Annotated in this window: 8 protein-coding genes and 1 pseudogene; 5 read left to right on the top strand and 4 right to left on the bottom strand. The window is 59.8% G+C overall.

All coding sequences use genetic code 11. The features are described from left to right. The first annotated feature begins 221 nt into the window (after positions 1 to 221). The 4 genes from D3870_RS08170 to D3870_RS08185 all read left to right on the top strand — a co-directional run bounded on the left by D3870_RS08170 (position 222) and on the right by D3870_RS08185 (position 7,371). Positions 222 to 1,778 carry a class I SAM-dependent DNA methyltransferase gene (locus D3870_RS08170; RefSeq protein ID WP_119738162.1) on the top strand — a complete coding sequence of 519 codons (1,557 nt, stop codon included), beginning with the start codon at positions 222 to 224 and terminating at the stop codon, positions 1,776 to 1,778. Continuing rightward, positions 1,768 to 3,087 carry a restriction endonuclease subunit S gene (locus D3870_RS08175; protein WP_119738164.1) on the top strand — a complete coding sequence of 440 codons (1,320 nt, stop codon included), beginning with the start codon at positions 1,768 to 1,770 and terminating at the stop codon, positions 3,085 to 3,087. The genes D3870_RS08170 and D3870_RS08175 overlap by 11 nt, the downstream gene beginning before the upstream one ends. After that, positions 3,087 to 4,163, top strand: coding sequence for a Fic family protein (locus D3870_RS08180; protein WP_119738166.1), 1,077 nt, complete (start codon positions 3,087 to 3,089; stop codon positions 4,161 to 4,163). The genes D3870_RS08175 and D3870_RS08180 overlap by 1 nt, the downstream gene beginning before the upstream one ends. Positions 4,164 to 4,290: 127 nt before the next feature. Next, entirely contained in the window at positions 4,291 to 7,371 is a 3,081-nt protein-coding gene (locus tag D3870_RS08185) for a type I restriction endonuclease subunit R (protein WP_119741842.1), read from the top strand. 79 nt (positions 7,372 to 7,450) lie between these two features. Here the strand turns inward: D3870_RS08185 and D3870_RS08190 are convergent. The 4 genes and pseudogenes from D3870_RS08190 to D3870_RS08205 form a co-directional block, all read right to left on the bottom strand. Continuing rightward, a pseudogene (locus D3870_RS08190) lies at positions 7,451 to 8,083 on the bottom strand (site-specific integrase); the annotation flags it as partial. Positions 8,084 to 8,098: 15 nt separating this feature from the next. After that, a protein-coding gene (locus tag D3870_RS08195) for an IS5 family transposase (RefSeq protein ID WP_199710574.1) occupies positions 8,099 to 8,924 on the bottom strand; the annotation gives its coding sequence in 2 pieces (ribosomal slippage) (positions 8,099 to 8,554 and positions 8,556 to 8,924; 825 coding nt in all). 38 nt (positions 8,925 to 8,962) lie between these two features. Next, positions 8,963 to 9,571: a tyrosine-type recombinase/integrase gene (locus D3870_RS08200; RefSeq protein WP_119738172.1), complete on the bottom strand. Its 609-nt coding sequence runs from the start codon at positions 9,569 to 9,571 to the stop codon at positions 8,963 to 8,965. Between the two features lie 620 nt (positions 9,572 to 10,191). Further along, positions 10,192 to 10,854 carry a response regulator transcription factor gene (locus tag D3870_RS08205; RefSeq protein WP_119738174.1) on the bottom strand — a complete coding sequence of 221 codons (663 nt, stop codon included), beginning with the start codon at positions 10,852 to 10,854 and terminating at the stop codon, positions 10,192 to 10,194. Positions 10,855 to 11,159: 305 nt separating this feature from the next. Here D3870_RS08205 and D3870_RS08210 point away from each other — a divergent pair, with 305 nt between their 5' ends. Beyond that, positions 11,160 to 18,725 carry a DUF7933 domain-containing protein gene (locus tag D3870_RS08210; RefSeq protein ID WP_158590408.1) on the top strand — a complete coding sequence of 2,522 codons (7,566 nt, stop codon included), beginning with the start codon at positions 11,160 to 11,162 and terminating at the stop codon, positions 18,723 to 18,725. The last annotated feature ends 15 nt before the right edge of the window (positions 18,726 to 18,740 follow it).

The raw sequence follows: 18,740 nt of genomic DNA on the forward strand, positions 1-18,740 counted from the left end.
GTCCGTATTGATGCATGCGTACGATTGCGTAGAGGAATCTTGCATCTTTGCTATTAGAAAATGGCCTGCATCATCATGTGTTGAGCATGATCAACGCTATACCGCAATGGCGCGATATGCATGCCAAAGCGACGCCGCCTACGTAAATGAATTTCGTTTAGGCAATGAGAAGCGATGCGCTAAGATTGCTGCTTTCCAGTCAATATGCCGCACCGCTCTCGATGATCGACGACATCAAAAAAACCCTGTGGGCCACGGCCGACAAAATGCGCGCCAACATGGACGCCGCCGAATACAAGCACATCGTCCTCGGCCTCATCTTCCTCAAGTACATTTCCGATACCTTCCAGACGCGCCAAAACGAACTGCAAGCGCGTTTTGCCGACTCGGATGACGACTACCACCTGGACGGTGCAGACGCGGCTGCAATCGCTGCCGAACTCGAAGACCGCGACTACTACAAGGAAGCGAACGTATTCTGGGTGCCGGAAGCGGCGCGGTGGGAATCGCTGCGCGCGCAAGCCAAGCAGGCCGACATCGGCAAGCGCATCGACGACGCGCTGGCGCTGATCGAAGGCGAGAACCCGAAACTGAAGGGCATCCTCGACAAACGCTATGCGCGGGCGCAGCTCCCCGACGGCAAGCTCGGCGAGCTGGTCGATCTGATCTCGACCATCGGCTTTGGCGAGGGCGGCCAGAGCGCACGCGACTTGCTCGGGCAAGTGTACGAATACTTCCTCGGCCAGTTCGCCAGCGCAGAAGGCAAGAAGGGCGGCCAGTTCTACACGCCGGCCTCGATCGTCAAAACCCTGGTCGCGATCCTCGCGCCGCACCACGGCAAGGTCTATGACCCCTGCTGCGGTTCGGGCGGCATGTTCGTGCAGTCGGAAAAGTTCATCGAAGCGCACGGCGGCAAGCTCGGCGACGTCTCGATCTACGGGCAGGAATCCAACCCCACCACCTGGCGGCTGGCGGCGATGAACCTCGCGATTCGCGGCATCGATTTCAACCTCGGCAAGGAACCGGCCGATACCTTCATCCGCAACCAGCACCCCGACCTGCGCGCCGACTTCGTGCTGGCCAATCCGCCGTTCAACGTGTCCGACTGGTGGCACGGCAGCCTGGAAGGCGACCCGCGCTGGGTGTACGGCACGCCGCCGCAGGGCAACGCCAACTATGCGTGGTTGCAGCACATGCTGCACCACCTGAAGCCGAGCGGGCGCGCCGGCATCGTGCTGGCCAACGGCTCGATGTCCTCCAGCCAGAACAGTGAAGGCGACATCCGCCGCGCGATGGTGGACGCCGACAAGGTCGAGGTGATGGTGGCGCTGCCGGGGCAACTGTTCTTCAATACGCAGATTCCGGCCTGCCTGTGGTTCCTGGCGAAGCAGAAAACCACGCGGCAAGGCGAAGTGCTGTTCGTCGATGCGCGCAAGCTCGGCAAGGCGATCAGCCGGGTGCAGGTGGAACTGACGGACGACGACATCCAGAAGATCGCCGATACCGTGCATGCGTGGCGCGGCGATGGCGAAACCGACGCCGTCTATGCTGACGTGCCGGGCTTCTGTCGTAGCGTTGCGCTGGCCGAAATCGCCGAGCATGGGCATGTGCTGACACCCGGTCGGTATGTCGGCGCGGAAGAGGTCGAGGATGACGACGAAGCGTTTGCCGAGAAGATGCAGAAGCTTACCGAACTGCTGGGCGAACAGATGGTGAAGGGGGCGGAACTAGATGCGTCGATTCGGCAGAAGTTAGGAGGGCTGGGGTATGAGTTCTGATCCAACGTGGGAAAAAATGACGCTCAATGAAGCGGGGGTCACCCTTATCGATTGTGACCATCGTACTCCTCCAGCTACAGAAGTCGGCTACCCCTACATTGCCATACCGCAGCTTAAGGATGGCCATATTAGCCTTGAAGGGGTGCGTAGGATTTCACAGGAACACTACCAAGAATGGACGCGAAAGCTGAAGCCACAGGCGAATGACGTTATTGTTGTTCGACGCTGCAATTCAGGCCTAAGTGCAGTTGTTCCACCGAACTTCGACTGTGCTATCGGACAGAACTTGATCATCCTTAGGTCGGATAGTAAAAAGGTCGCGCCGGAATTTCTCAGGTGGCTTGTTCGAGGCCCGGAATGGTGGGAACAGGTCGGAAAATTTATTAATGTCGGCGCTGTGTTCGACAGTCTAAGGTGTCGCGATATTCCCAATTTCGAGTTGTCGATTCCACCAATTGAATCGCAGCGAGAAATTTCGCTTCTTCTCGGCGCTCTGGATGATCGCATTGCCCTCCTGCGCGATACCAACGCCACCCTCGAAGCTATCGTCCAAACCCTGTTCAAGTCCTGGTTCGTGGACTTCGACCCGGTGCGCGCCAAACAGGAAGGCCGCGCACCGGAAGGCATGGATGAAGAGACGGCTGCGTTGTTCCCGGATGAGTTCGAACTATCTACGCGTGGATCGATCCCGAGGGGGTGGCGTGTCGGTCCAATACTCGATGGTGCCCGCCTTCTTAGTGGAGGGACTCCAAAAACCGATCGCTCGGAATATTGGGAAGGAGAAATTCCTTGGGCTAGCGCGAAGGATGTGTCGCAGTCTGCTGACTCCATACTGATTGAAACTGAACGCACTATCACGAAGCGTGGCCTTGAAGAAAGTTCGACCAAGATGATTCCCGCATTTGCGTCTGTCGTCGTTGCGCGAGGTGCAACGACGGGGCGCATGGTTCTATTTGGCGAATCAATGGCAATGAATCAAACTTGCTACGCATTGGACTCAAAAACCGGCACTCCCATTGCGCTGTACTGTCAACTTCGACGCGAAGTAATAGGTTTGGTCAACGCTGCGCATGGGTCGGTATTTGACACGATTACCACTAGCACCTTTGCCCAATCGGCCGTAGTGCATCCTCCCGAGTCACCGTTAAAGGCATTTGAGGAAGTCACTGCCCCTCTGTATCAAAAAATCTTGGCCGGAACGAAAACACTACGTTTTCTCAGCAGCCTTCGCGACACGTTGCTACCTCGCTTGATCTCGGGTCAGCTACGTCTGCCGGACGCCGAAGCCTTGATCGACGAGGCCGCCTGATGCCCTTCAACCGCACTCAACCCCACAACGATTTGCCGCTGCTGCCGCCTGCGGCCGAGCTGGAGAGCAAGGCCATTCTGAAACAGGCGATCGCCGCCAACCGGGCGCTGGCCAATCTGCGCGGTCTGGCGGGGCAGATTCCGAACCAAGGCATGCTCATCAACAGCATCACCTTGCAGGAAGCGCGGCTGTCGTCCGAAATCGAGAATATCGTCACGACCAATGACGAGCTGTATCGCGCAGATGCCGATGCCGACGGCAAGACGGACCCGCATACGAAGGAAGTGCTGCGCTACCGGCAAGCGCTGCATCATGGCTTTGCGGCGCTCAGGGAGCGGCCGCTGACGACCAATCTGTTCATCGAGATCGCGCAGTTGATCAAGCAGACCGGCATCGGCATTCGCGCGATTCCCGGCACGGCACTGAAGAACGAGCGCGGCGAGGTGGTGTATACCCCGCCCGTTGGCGAGGCCGTGATCCGCGACAAGCTGTCCAATCTGGAGCAGTTCATCCATGCGGAGGACGACATCGACCCGCTCATCAAGATGGCGGTGCTGCATTACCAGTTCGAGGCCATCCATCCCTTCCCGGACGGGAATGGCCGGACTGGCCGCATCCTGAACCTGCTGTATCTGGTGCAGCAGGGGCTGATGGATATTCCGGTGCTGTTCCTGTCGCGCTACATCATCGCCCACAAACGCGATTACTACCTCGGCTTGCAGAAAGTGACCGAGGAGCAGGATTGGGAAGGCTGGGTGCTGTTCATGCTGCGCGCGGTGGAAAGCACGTCGCAGCAGACCTTCGATCAGGTACAGCGGATTCTGGCGCTCATGGAAGAGGTGCGCTCGCGGGTGCAGGCCGAGGCAGCGACTATTTACAGCAAGGATTTGGTCGAGGTGATTTTTCGTCATCCGTACACGAAAATCCAGTTCTTGGTCGATGCTAATATTGCCAAACGGCAAACTGCTTCGACGTATCTGCAAACGCTCGCAGGGATCGGGGTATTGCGTGAATACAAGGCCGGGCGCGAAAAATACTATATCAACGATGCTTTGCTGCAAGAACTGACACGGTAGTGACAGCTTGATAATAGGTTGATGCGTTCGACGCATTCGCAAAACGTGTCGATTTTTTCGCATTTTTTAAACATATTGTTTAAAAACGTCGATGGAATCGACATGTTTTATTTTGGGCGACAGAATCATGACAGAAGATCAACTCGAACAAGAAACTCTCGTCTGGCTGGCCGATGTTGGCTACCGCACTCTTTACGGCCCGGATATCGCACCCGATGGCGATGCGCCGGAGCGCGCTGACTACCGGCAGGTCGTGCTGGTTGATCGTCTGCGTGATGCGGTTGCCCGCCTGAATCCGACTATCCCGCTGGCCGCACGCGAGGATGCGGTGCGGCGCGTGCTGAATCTGGACGTGCCGGTGCTGCTGTCGGCCAACCGCGCCTTCCATCAATGGCTGGTCAACGGCGTGCCGGTCGAATACCAGAAGGACGGCGAGACGCGCGGCGACTTCGTGCGGCTGATCGACTTCGCCAACATCACGGCGAACGAATGGCTGGCAGTCAACCAGTTTTCGATCAAGGGGCCGCAGCATACGCGCCGCCCCGACATCATCCTGTTCGTCAACGGCTTGCCGCTGGTGCTGCTGGAACTGAAGAACCCCGCCGACGAAGACGCCGACATCTGGAAAGCCTACGACCAGATTCAGACCTACAAGGAACAGATTCCCGACGTGTTCCAGTACAACGAGGTGCTGGTCATCTCGGATGGCACCGAAGCCCGCCTGGGATCGTTGTCGGCCAATGCCGAACGCTTCCTCGCGTGGCGCACGATCGATGGCGTGACGCTCGACCCGCTCGGTCAGTTCAACGAGCTGGAAACACTGGTGCGTGGTGTGCTGGCTCCGGCCTACCTGCTCGACTATCTGCGTTTTTTCGTGCTGTTCGAGGATGACGGCACGCTGGTCAAGAAGATCGCCGGCTATCACCAGTTCCACGCGGTGCGCGCCGCCATCGCGCAGGTGGTCGCGGCGTCACGCCCCGGAGGCAGTCAGAAGGGCGGCGTGGTCTGGCATACGCAAGGGTCGGGCAAGAGCATCACCATGACCTGCTTTGCCGCGCGCGTGATGCGCGAAGCGGCGATGGAAAATCCGACCATCGTCGTCATCACCGATCGCAACGACCTCGACGGCCAATTGTTCGGCGTCTTTTCGCTGTCGCAGGATTTGCTGCGCGAACAGCCGGTGCAAGGGCAAACGCGGCAGGATTTGCGCGCCATCCTCGGGAATCGGCCGTCCGGCGGCATCGTGTTCGCGACGATCCAGAAGTTCATGCCGGGCGAGGATGAGGACACGTTCCCGGTGCTGTCCGAGCGCCACAACATCGTCGTCATTGCCGACGAGGCACATCGCACGCAATACGGCTTCGAGGCCAGGTTCAAGGGCGACGCCAAGGGCTACCAGGTCGGCTATGCGCAGCACCTGCGCGACGCGCTGCCGAATGCGACCTTCGTCGCCTTCACCGGCACGCCGGTGTCCAGCGAAGACCGCGACACCCGCGCCGTGTTCGGCGATTACATCCATGTCTATGACATGCAGCAGGCGCGTGACGACGGCGCGACGGTGGCGATCTACTATGAATCGCGGCTGGCCAGGCTCGGCTTGAAGGCCGAAGACCTGCCGGCGATCGATGCCGAAGTGGACGAGCTGGCGGAAGACGAGGAAGGCGACGAACAGGCCAAGCTGAAAAGCCGCTGGGCGGCACTGGAAAAGGTGGTCGGCGCGGAACCACGCATCAAACAAGTCGCCGCCGACCTGGTCGCGCATTTCGAGGAACGCAGCCAGGCGCAGTCCGGCAAGGCGATGGTGGTCGCGATGAGTCGGGACATCTGCGTCCACCTGTACGATGCCATCGTGGCCCTGCGGCCCGACTGGCACGACCCCGACCCGGAAAAGGGCGCGCTCAAGATCGTGATGACCGGCTCCGCCAGCGACAAGGCGCTGCTGCGGCCGCATATCTACGCCAGGCAGGTCAAGAAACGGCTGGAGAAGCGCTTCAAGGATCCCGCCGACCCGTTGCGGCTGGTGATCGTGCGCGACATGTGGCTGACCGGCTTCGACGCGCCTTGCGTGCATACGCTGTACGTGGACAAGCCGATGAAGGGCCACAACCTGATGCAGGCCATTGCGCGCGTGAACCGCGTGTTCCGCGACAAGCAGGGCGGGCTGGTGGTGGACTACATCGGCATCGCCAACGACCTGAAGCAGGCGCTGAAGGAGTACACGGCCAGCAACGGGCGCGGCCGGCCGACGGTCGATGCGCATGAAGCGTATGCGGTGCTGGAAGAAAAGCTCGACGTGCTGCGCGCGATGCTGCACGGCTTTGACTACAGCGGCTTCATCACCGGCGGACACAAACTGCTGGCACAGACGGCGAACCATGTGCTGGGCATCAAGGAGGGCAAGAAACGCTTTGCCGATGTCGCGCTGGCGATGTCCAAGGCGTTCACGCTGTGCTGCACGCTGGAGGAAGCCAAGGCGGTGCGGGAGGAAGTCGCCTTCTTCCAGGCGGTCAAGGTACTGCTGACCAAGAAGGACATCACCGCGAAAAAGAAGACCGACGAAGAACGGGAGCTGGCGATCCGGCAGATCATCGGCTCGGCGGTGGTATCCAATGACGTGGTTGATATATTCGGCGCGGCGGGCCTGGACAAGCCGAACATCGGCATCCTCGACGACGAGTTCCTGGCCGAGGTGCGCAACCTGCCGGAGCGCAATCTGGCGGTGGAATTGCTGGAGCGCCTGCTGGAAGGCGAGATCAAGAGCCGCTTCGCCGGCAACGTCATCCAGAACCAGAAATTTTCCGAACTACTGACCAACGTCATCAAACGCTACCAGAACCGCTCGATCGAAACCGCGCAGGTGATCGAGGAATTGATCGAGATGGCGAAGAAGTTCAAGGAAGCGGCTGACCGGGGCGCGGAGCTTGGCTTGAACGCCGACGAGCTGGCGTTCTATGACGCGCTGGCGAACAACGAGGAATCGGTGCGCGAGCTGGGCGATGAAACGCTGAGGAAGATCGCGCATGAACTGGCGGAAAACCTGCGGCAGAACGTCAGTGTCGACTGGTCCGTGCGGGAGAGTGTGCGGGCGAAGTTGCGGCTGATGGTCAAGCGAATTTTGCGCAAGTACAAGTATCCGCCGGTCAAGCAGGAAGAGGCGGTGCAACTGGTGCTGGCGCAAGCAGAGACCTTGAGTGCCGATTGGGCGTAAATCGACTAAATCCGCTGGCGATGTACGGTCGTACGGCGGCCATGACTGCTATCAGTAGCCCGAATGGTGATTTGTAATGTTATGCCGCACGGGGCTGCGTGACGACGGTCGCCCCAGCATTAACCAGTAAATCCAGGCGTGCACCCAACAAGAGCCATGCTTGGCACTGCTCTTCTTTCAATTCTTGTCGTTGATAAATACGAATCAGCTTTTTTTGTTCGACATGATTCAGGCATTTTTCAATGATATCTGGCCGTACTCCAAGCGATCCCATCATAGTAGCGCCTGTTCGCCGTAGGTCATGCGGGCTCCATTTTCCACTCGTCATCATTAGCGTTCCCACCGCCTTGCTACGATTTTTCATGGGCTGCTGTCGTTGACGGTCGCCCACTTGCTTCGAGATGCTCTTTTTGTCAATCGGCATATCCTTTTTGTTCTCTGCAGGATAGCACCAGCGATTTTCTCCACTAATTTCAAGCAACGCTTCAAATTGCTTAATTGCAAAAGGAGATAAAAAAACCGTATGCGCCTTTTTATTTTTGGCGTTGGCAACAGGAATGTGCCATCTTCCTTCTTTGAGATCGATATCGCACCATTCCGCTTGCAGTAACTCGCCAACACGGCAACAGGTGGCTAACAAGATCCACAATGCCAGCTCGGTCGATTTTTGAAGTTTCGCGGCAGGCAGCTTGTTCAACAGTTCGCCAATTTCAACTTCACTTAGAGCCTATCCCGGTAGGCCTATGCTTCGCCAGGTGATAATGCCGCAGGCGAGATGAAGGAACGCGAGATGGTTCTTCGCCTTCTTGGCCCAACGAATCAGCAAGCCACGAAACCGGTTCAGCCAGCTATGCGTACGCTCCACCACCCAGCGGCGGGCTCTCGTTCCCGTCTGCCGCTGCTGCGCTTCCTCCCCGCGTGACCGGATGTGCGCCCGGTAGCCCAATTCAAGCGCCAACTGCTGGATCTGCGGATAGTCATAGCCCTTGTCCAGGCACAGTCCTTGTGGCCACACCGCAAGCAATGACGGTCGCCCCACTTCCAGCGACTCCAGTGTCGGTCGCGCCAGCTTCATGTCATGGCGGTTCGCACCATCAATGACGATGGCCAGGGGAATGCCGTGTGCGTCCGTCAGCAGGCTGCGCTTGACGCCGCCTTTGCCGCGATCCGTTGGATTGGGGCCGATTTTTTTCCCCACCCAGAGGAGCCTTGGTCATCGCGCCGTCGAGTGACAGCCAGGACCAGTCGATTTCCCGCAACGCCGCTGCCGACAACAGCCCATGCATCCAGAACTCCTCGAACACGCCGGCATCAACCCATTCCTGAAAGCGCCGATGCGCCGAACTGCTGGAACAAATGCCGGTACCGTTCAATGCATTCCACTGGCAACCGGTACGCAACACGAACAAGATCGCATCCATGGCTGCCCGGTCGCAGACACGCGGGTTATGGCAGCCCAGCGGATGTGGCTTGCGTGGCGGTAAAAGCGGCTCCATTTGCGCCCAGAGTCTGTCTGGCAAACGCCAGCCGTCGTCCTGCTTGACCATGCCCATGTCGAACCTCCTTCGCCAACATGCGCTTGGACCACCATTTACCTCGCAATTTCCCTTGCCGACGGCCTACCGGGATAGGCTCTTAATACTCGGTCGCGTTCTACCTTTTTGCCGAAATTGTTCCGTTTCAGAAAAGAAGTGGGGTCATGCGGAAGTATTTCTCGCGTGATCCCATAACCGAACATCTGGCGCAGGTCGCCAAGTAGATTGCGTGCAATGATAGGCGCGCCGCGTTCAACAGCTCCGTCCAAAATACCCGTAATCATTGCGCGGGTTACGTCTTCGGCAGCAACATCACCGATCTTGGGGAAAACATCCTTTTCAAAACTGCGGTGCACTTCAGCACCGCCATCCTTGCGCCGACCTAATTCACGGCGCTTCCATTGATCGAACAAGGTTTTTACCGTCAGTCGGGCGGCCGCCTTTGCTTGCTCCTGCCGTGCGGCTTTTTCTGCGGCCTGCTTGGCTACTTCCTGTTGCGCTTTTTGTTGGACAGGATCAATGCCTTGCTTGCGCATAAGCTTCATGTTCAATGCCGATGCGCGGGCATGGGAAAGCGATATCCTGGGGTAGGGGCCGATATCGACCCAGTTGGCCTTATTGCCTACCTTATAGCGATACAGCCATGTCTTTGCGTTCGTATTCATGAACACACGCAGAGGCCTCCGCCATCATTTAAAAATGCATCCTTGCGGTCCATCGCCTTGGCATGTTTGACATCGTAGTCAGTCAGGATTGCCATGAAACCTCCCATGTAAGTGGCATCGCCGTTCCCGCTGTTTCGGCTTAGTCCGTGACACTTTCCGTGACACCTTTATGCACGCAACAATCTGGAATCTGTTGCAACCTTCTGGGATTATATAATATTTAAGCTATTGAATATAAAGAGAAAAAATTCTAATTTTGTCTAAGAATACTTTAGCGTTTTTTGCGAAATAGTGCTTTTTACCTAACTACGAACCAAGGGGTCGTGGGTTCGATTCCTGCCAGCCGCACCAAATATGAGGGGTTAGATCGCAAGATCTAACCCCTTTTTGGTTTATGGCCTGCGCATAGCTGCAAGTTCGTTTGCGCACAGGCACTTCATTTTTCTTCCTTTTCAGTCACGGCCTTCAGGCCAGTCATTCGCCCGTTGCCTGTGGGCGCATCGTCTCGGATTTTGAGTTTCAGACTCTGCTACGCATGTCCGGAGCAGGTCAGGGTGTTTGCATGAGAACGGCGCAGGAGGCGATGCGATGCTTCGCAGTCGGATAAATGGAACGTCCGATCAGAGCACTTCGATATCGACGCAGAAGCTGTAGCCTTGGCCGTGTTCGGTGCGGAGGGGGAGCTTTTCCCCGGTGCGGTTTTGCCAGCGGCGACGCAGCCTGCTGACCAGTTGGTCGAGATGGCGGTCGTCGTAATCCAGCCAATCGGTGCCGAATGCCCTGGCAATGTCGGGTCTGGATACCACTTTGCCTGCATTGCGCGCCAGCAGTTCCAGCAGTGTCATTTCCAGGGCGCTCATGGTTTCCTCATGGCCGCCCGGTGCGCACAGGCTGCGTTCAAGCATGTTGAGGCGCCATGTGTCGCTGACGATGCGCCGTGCGATGGCTGACACGTACGCCGACAGTTCGTTGAGCCGGATCGGCTTGATCAGATAGTGATCGGCACCTTTCCTGAGTCCATTGATCTTGTCGTTGATGCTGCCGCGTGCGGTGAGCATGATCGCGCCGATGTGTGGATGTGTTTTGCTCAGGCTTTCCGCGACTGCGAAGCCGTCGCCGTCGGGCAGGCCGACATCGATGATGGCGATTTCGGCGTGGTCGATCAAGGGAGTGAATTCCGCAACGCTGCCTGCTTCCTGCACTTGATGCCCTTCGCTGCGAAGAAAATCCGCAACCTCTTCGCGAAGAGCCACTTCATCTTCCAGCAGCAATACCTTGGCCATATCGATTTGATTTCAATAATTTCCTGCGGGAAAATTGTAGCACCTGTTTCATATCTGGCAGAACTGTCAGAAGTTGTCAGGAATGGCTCGGATATTTCCTACAAAATGCGACCGCTTGTAAAAAGTGCATTCAAGCAAGAACGGCCGCCATGCTCTGATTGATTCTCTCCATAGGACGGGATCGGCGGTCGATTTGTTAAAAATCCATCCATTCCGCCATGCGTCGCTTCTCTCTCTTGCGCCGGATTTTTCGCGTCGCTTCTGATCGTCGGTCTTTCCGTTCCCTGCTGCTCGTTTTTGCTGCAATGGCTTGTTCCGGCCAGGCGCTCGCCGCGCTCGATGTGTCGATGAGTGTCACGCCGGGCTACGCGAATCCGATCTATCCCGGCGACATCACTTCGTTTCGGATCAGCCTGAGCAATAGCAACGCGGTATCGGCGGTCACCGGCGTCGGCTTCACCAACTCCATGCCGGCACAGATCACGGTTGCCGGTGTTGGTGTCAAGTCTTATTCCTGCGTGGACGGCGACGGGACGAGCGCTGCAACGAGCGGCACTGTGACTGCCAGCGGCAGCACGATCAGTCTGTCCGGTGGTTCGGTGCCGAAAGCGAAGGCGGGCGGGGCCAGCGGCAAGTGCGATATCGACGTCGAAGTGACGTCGCTGGTGCGCAACAACGCTTTCATCAATACGATAGCGGCGGGCGCCGTCACAGGTACCGACAACACCGGTGCGGTCGCCAACGGCACGCAGGCGCAGCAATCTATCAACGTCAATAATTTCGCGCTGCCCACCATCAGCAAGAGTTTTTCCTCCTCCATCATCGTCAAGGGCGACGAGACGGTTCGCCTGAGCATGGTGATCAGCAACGCCAGCGGCGCGACCACGCTGCCGCTGAACGGCGCAAGCGATTCTCCGGCATTTGCGTTGCGCGACACATTGCCGGCAGGTTTGCAGGTGGCGACGACGCCGAATGCGACGGCAACGTGTAGCGGGGCGGGCGTTGCTCCCGCATTTTCTCCTGCGGCGGGAAATACGGTTCTCACCGCAGTCGGCGGAACTGTGGCGGCAGGCGGCACTTGCACGCTGGCGGTCGATCTGGTGGGCACGACCACCGGTGGCGCTTACAACAAGGATGTCGTCAACACGATCAGCCGCACCGCCGATTTCGGCAACAAGCGCGGCCTGGTGCCGGCCAGCGATGCGACTGCCAGCCTGTCGATCCATTCCCTGCTGCGGGTTGCGAAGCAATTCACTCTCGGCACGATCAGTGCGGGACAGCAGTCGACGCTGGTGATCACGCTGAACAACGATAGCCCGGTCAGCCCGATCACGCTGACTACCTTTGCCGATAGTCCGATCGACGGCATCGGCAATCCGTCATACGGTCTGAAGGTGTCGGGCACACCGACCACCACCTGCGGCGGCACGGCCACTGCGACAGGCGGCAATATCGGCATCACGATGACAGGCGGTGCCATTCCGGCCAAGGGCAGTTGCACCATCACCGTTCCCTATAAAGGTACCCTGCAGGCCGCCGGCACGCCGCAAGCCTTCACCAACACGATTGCCGAAGGCGCGGTCGGCACGTCCGATCCCGACATCGTCAGCAAGTCCGCGACCCATAGCGTCACGGTGGTGGATCAACTGCTGATCAACAAGAGCTCGAATCCGGCGAAGATCGCTGCCGGCAATCCGATCCAGTACACGATCACGATCAACAATTATTCGTCTTCACCATTGAGCAATGTGGTGTTGACCGATCCCTTGCCCTCAGGTGTGCTGGCGCTCCCCGCCATGCCGGCAGCACCGTCCTTGTCGGGCACCGGATGTTCGGGCTTGTCGCACAACATCCCGTCTTTGCCGGCATCGATGGCGACACCGCGATTCACGATCGGCACGGTGCCCGCCGGCACAGGCGCTGCGCCGGGCGCCTGTTCCGTGACGTTCTGGGCCATGGCGCCCAAGAGTTCGGGCGTCAGCACCGTTTTGACGAACACCATCCCCGCCGGCAATGTCGGGGTGGGCGGAATCTACAACACGAACGTCTCCAGCGCGGCTGCGACTGTCGATTCCACCATCACGATCAGCAAGGTATTCAATCCGAGCAGCACGTCGGAAGGGACCGTGTCGCTGCTGACGCTGACGCTGACCAACATCTCGTCCCAGGCGGTAACGAATGCCGGCTTCACCGACAATCTGCCACTCGGCTCGACCGGCCTGCAACTGGTCGTCGCCAATCCGGCCAGCGCCTCGACGACATGCGGCGGCGCGCTCACCGCTGTCCCGGGCAGCAACAGCATTTCGCTGAGCGGCGCGAACATACCGGCGCGCGCCAACAACGGCACCGGTGCGTTCGGCACCTGCCAGGTGCAGGTCAAGGTGATCGGCCCCGCGGGCACGTACGTCAACACGCTGCCGGCGGGCGCGCTGACCGGAACGCAGCTGTATGCCGACGGTACCACCGACACCATCAGCAGTCCCGGTCCGGTGTCGGCCAGCCTGACCTATACCTCTGCATTGGCGGCATCGAAAGTCTTCTCGCCGGCCACGGTCAGTTCCGGCGGCAAGGCGACGGTGCGCATCAATCTGACGAACAAGGACACCGGTACGCTGAATAACGTCAGCGTCATCGACCCGCTGCCCGCCGGCATGACGATCGCGTCGCCATCGAATGCCTACAGCACCTGCGGCGGCAGTCCGGTGATTACCGCAACGCCAGGCGCGGCCTCGGCATCGGTGAGCGGTGTCGTGCTGCCGCCGAACGGCAAGTGCGATTTCTTGTTTGATGTTATCGCCACTGGTGCGTCGAACTGGGTCAATACCATCCCGGTTGGCAATGTGACGGCAACGGGCGGAGTGCAGAACGTGTTGCCGGTGACGGCCACCCTGCAAAACAGCACTGCCGGGGCGGTGATTGTCACCAACAACACCAATCCCAACAGCTTGTCGGCACCGGGCGCATCGAGCGTGCTGACCGTAAACATCAGCAATACCGGATCGGTGGCGCTGAGCGGCCTCGGCCTGGTCAACCACTTCACCGTCAATGGCTTGGCCAACGGCACGCCGACCGGCATGCGCGTCGCTTCCACGGCGAACCTCGGCACGACCTGCCCGGGCGGCATCGTCAGCACCAGCGCCGACGGCACCAGCGTGACGCTGTCGAATGCGACGCTGGCAGCAGGTGCTTCGTGCACGATCACGGCCAATGTCACGCTGAACACGACCGGCACGGTGCAGGACACGATTCCGGTCGGCGCGATCACCAGCAGCCAGGGCATCAGCAATACCTTGCTGACCGTGACCAGTTTGTCCGCAGGGGCGAACATTGGCGTCATCAAGCAATTCACACCGGCGGTCATCAAGCCGGGCGATCGTTCCCGGCTGCGCCTGACATTCATCAATCCGGTCACGCTTGCGCTGAACGATTTGACTGCGGTCGACAACCTGCCGGCCGGCCTCGTCGTTCCCGCGGGAGCGAACCCGATGACGACCTGTTCTGGCGCGACTGTTTCGGCGCCGACTGCAAACCAGGTAAAGGTCACGGGCGGATCGCTGCCTGCGGCAACTACCGGCACATCCACGACCTGTTACGCGGAAATCGACGTGCAGGCCGCGAGCGTCGGTTCCTACACGAACATCATCGTGGTCGGTGATGTCACCGGCACGATCGGAGGCGGCTCGGCCAGCAATCCGTCGCCGGGCACATCCACTCTGGAAGTACGCAATCCGGTCACCATCGGCAAGGCGATCGCGCCTGCGTCGGTCACGCCGGGCACGCCCGCGACTGTCACCCTCACGCTGACCAACAGCAACGCTATCGCGCTGACCAATGCGGTGCTGACCGACAATCTGCCGGCCAACGTGGTTGTCGCACAGGCTCCGAATGCATCGACCACTTGCGCAGGTGGCGTGATATCCGCACCGATCTCGGCGACCTCGGTCGCCCTGACCGGCGCGACATTGCCGGCCAACGGTTCCTGCACGGTGAAGTTCGACGTCGTCAGCAATATCGCCGGCGTGTACGTCAACACCATCCCGGCCGGCAACCTGGTCACGGCGCAAGGCGTCACGAATGAAACGCCGGCCAGCGCGACACTGAGCCTGCTCGATCCACCGACCGTCAACAAGCAGTTCAGCCCGATTGCGATTTCCGCAAACGGAAAATCGACGCTCACCATCGTGCTGGGCAATACCAACAGCACGGACGCGACCCTGAGCGCGGCGCTGGTCGATACCTTGCCGACTTTGCCGGGCAATATCGTCGTCGCCACGCCCAACAACCTGAGCGGCACCTGCACGCTGGCTAGCGTCAGCGCACCGGCCGGCGGCGCGACGGTGACTTACGCGAGCGGGGCGAAGATTCCTGCTGGCGGCTGCACGATCAGTGTCGATGTCACCGGCACGGTCGAAGGCACGTACAACAACTTCATTCCTGCTGGCGCGCTGGTCACGAACATTGGCAAAAATGTGCAGCCTGCCAGCGCCAATCTGGAAATCAGCCCGCTCGGCTTCGTTTCCGGCAAGGTGTTCAAGGACAACAACGTGGTGCCGAACGGGACGTTCGAGCTCGGCACCGATGTCGCCATCGCGAATGTGGCGCTCACGCTGACCGGCACCAGCTACGGCCCTGATGGCGTCGCCGGCGGTGGCGACGATACGGCGGTGAGCCTGAACACGGTCACCGACGCATTGGGCAACTATGCATTCACCGGCCTCAATCCCGGCAGCTATTCGGTAACGGAAACGGTACAGCCGGCCGGCACGATGAACGGCATCACGACTGCCGGCACGATCGCAGGCGCGGGCGGCGGCATTGCCGGCACTGCGACCGGCATCGCCGTCACGCCGAGCCGCATCTCGAATATCGTCCTGAACAAGGATGGCAGCGGCAAGGTCTCCGTATCGGCGAACAACAATTTTGCCGAAGTGGTGCCGTCGTCCATTGGCGGCAAGGTCTTTCTCGATCAGAACAACAACGGCGTGCAGGATCTCGCCGATACGGCGCTGCCCGGTGTGACGGTCGAGCTGCTGAACGCATCGTCCGTCGTGGTTGCGACGACGGTGACGGACGCCAACGGCGCATACAGCTTCAACAATCTCGTGCCCGGCAAGTACTCGGTGCGCGAGCCGACCCAACCGGAGAATACCGTCAACGGCAAGACCGTTGCCGGCACGGTCGGCAATGGCGGCACCGCAGGCACGCCGACGGCGAACACCGTGCTGCCGAGCGTGATTGCCAATATCACGCTGCCGCCGGGAACCGCAACCACTGGCAATAATTTCGCGGAAGCGCCAAGTGGACGCCAGATTTCCGGCCGCGTGTTCACCGACCCGAACAATGACGGCGTGTTCAACGCGGGCGATATCGGCCTCGCGGGCGTGACCATCAATCTGAGCGGAACCGACGTCAATGGCACGGCGGTCACGCGGACCACGACTACCGGCCCCGACGGACGCTACACCTTCATCGGCCTGGCGGAAGGGACGTATACCGTCACCGAACCAACGCAGCCGCTGCGCACCGACAACGGCATTACTACTGCCGGTTCGACCGGTGGCACGGCAACCGTCGTGGCGGTGAAGCCGTCCGCGATTTCGGCGATCAATCTGACCGGCACCAATTCGATTTCGGTCGATAACAATTTCGCCGAAATTCCGATTCTGGTCGGCGTTGTGTCGGGCAAGGTGTATGCCGATGCCAACGACAATGGCGTGGCTGAAGCGGGTGAGAAGGGCATTGGTGGCGTCAAGCTGAGCCTGACCGGCACCGATGTCAACGGCAGTACCGTGAACCTGAGCACGACCACGGCGGCCGACGGCAGTTACAGCTTCAACAACCTGCCGCCGAGCAATGCCGCCGGTTACACGATTACAGAGCTTCAGCCGGCGCTGTACAAGGATGGCAAGACCACCGTCGCTGCCGGCAATCCCGGCACGGCGGCATCCAGCAAGCCGGTTCTGTCGAACAACAGCGATGTCATCCGCAATGTGAGCGTGATCGCGGGCGATGTCCTGACCGGCTACAACTTCGGCGAGATCGGCGGATTGTCGCTGAAGCCGCCGATCGTCAATGGTTACGTGTATCTGGATCGCGACCATACCCGCGTGCGTCCGACCGATGGCAGCGCCGCAGGTCTGGAAGGATGGACCGCGCAACTGACGCAGAACGGCACGGCGGTCTGCACCACCACGACCGATGTCAATGGCTTCTACCAGTTCGACAACCTGCATTGCCCCGGCTATGAGGCTTCCGGGCTGCCGGTCGGCACCGGTTTTGAAATCGGCTTCAACAAGGATGGCAACAAGTATCCGGCATTGCCGACCTCGGGCGACAATCGCGGTTCAACGACAGCAGCCGGCGGTAGTGTCATTACCAATATCACGCTGCTGGCGAGCGACGAAGTCGTCGAACAGAATCTGCCGCTCGATCCGTCCGGCGTCGTGTACGACTCCGTTACGCGCAATCCGATTGCCGGCGCGGTCGTCCGTATCGATGGTCCGGCGGGCTTCAATCCGACGACGCATCTGGTCGGCGGCAACGCGGCGCAATCGCAGACGGTCGGCAGCGATGGTTACTACCAGTACCTGCTGCAAAACGGCTTCCCGAGCGGCACCTACACCTTGTCGGTCACTGCGCCGGGCGGCTATCTGCCGGCGCCATCGAGCAACCTGCCCGCATGTAACGGCGCGGCGGTGGTAGGGGCCTTGCCGAATCCGGCGCTGGTCCAGGCCAGCGATACCGCGCCGGGATTGTCGGTGACGCAGCAAACCGATCCGAGCGCCTGCGTCGGCATGGTGCCGGGTGGCGCGACGACGACGCAGTACTACTTCAGCTTCGTGATCACGAACGGTGTATCCGCGCCGATTCTGAACAACCACATCCCGCTCGATCCGGTGCAAGTCGGTTCGATCCTGGTCACCAAGACCACGCCGCTGGTGAATGTGGCGCGCGGCGATCTGGTGCCGTACACGATCACGGCATCGAATACGCTGACGACGCCGATTCCCGGCGTGAACGTGGTCGATCAGATTCCGCCCGGCTTCAAGTATCGCCTGGGCAGCGCAACGCTCAACGGCGTGGCGGTGGAGCCGGTCGTCAAGGGGCGCGTGCTGACCTGGCCGAACCAGAGGTTCGTGGCGAAAGAGAAGAAGACGTATCGCCTGATCCTGACGGTGGGCGCGGGCGTCGGCGACGGCAACTATGTCAACCAGGCATGGGCCGCCAACAACGCGACCAATCTGATGCTGTCGAACCTCGCGACCGCCACCGTGCGCATCGTGCCCGATCCGACCTTCGATTGCCCGGACATCATCGGCAAGGTCTTCGACGACCGCAATGCCAACGGCTATCAGGATCAGGACGAACCGGGCATTCCTGCGGTGCGTGTCGTCACGCCGCGCGGCTTGCTGGTCAATTCCGATAGCGAAGGCCGCTTTCACGTGCCGTGCGCGGATATCCCGAACGCGGATCGCGGTTCCAACTTCGTGATGAAGCTGGACGAACGTTCGCTGCCGAGCGGTTATCGCGTCACGACCGAAAACCCGCGCGATGTCCGCATCACCCGCGGCAAGGTGGTCAAGCTGAACTTCGGCGCCACCATCCATCGCGTGATTCGCATTGAACTCAGCGATGCGGCCTTCGTCTCCGGCGAGGTGAGCTTGCTGCCGCAATGGCAGAAGCAGTTCGACGCCGTGCCGTCGCAGTTGAAGCAGAGGCCGTCCGTGGTGCGACTTGCCTATCAGCCCGGCAAGGATGACGCCGCGCTGGTGCAGAAACGTGTGGATGCAATCCGAATGCAGATACGGGAACGCTGGAAAGCGCAGAAAGGGGAGTACACGCTCAACATCGAAACCGAGGACGCACAATGAACGCAACACGTCATA

The organism is Noviherbaspirillum cavernae (assembly GCF_003590875.1).
In the GTDB taxonomy this organism is placed as follows: Bacteria; Pseudomonadota; Gammaproteobacteria; order Burkholderiales; family Burkholderiaceae_D; genus Noviherbaspirillum; species Noviherbaspirillum cavernae.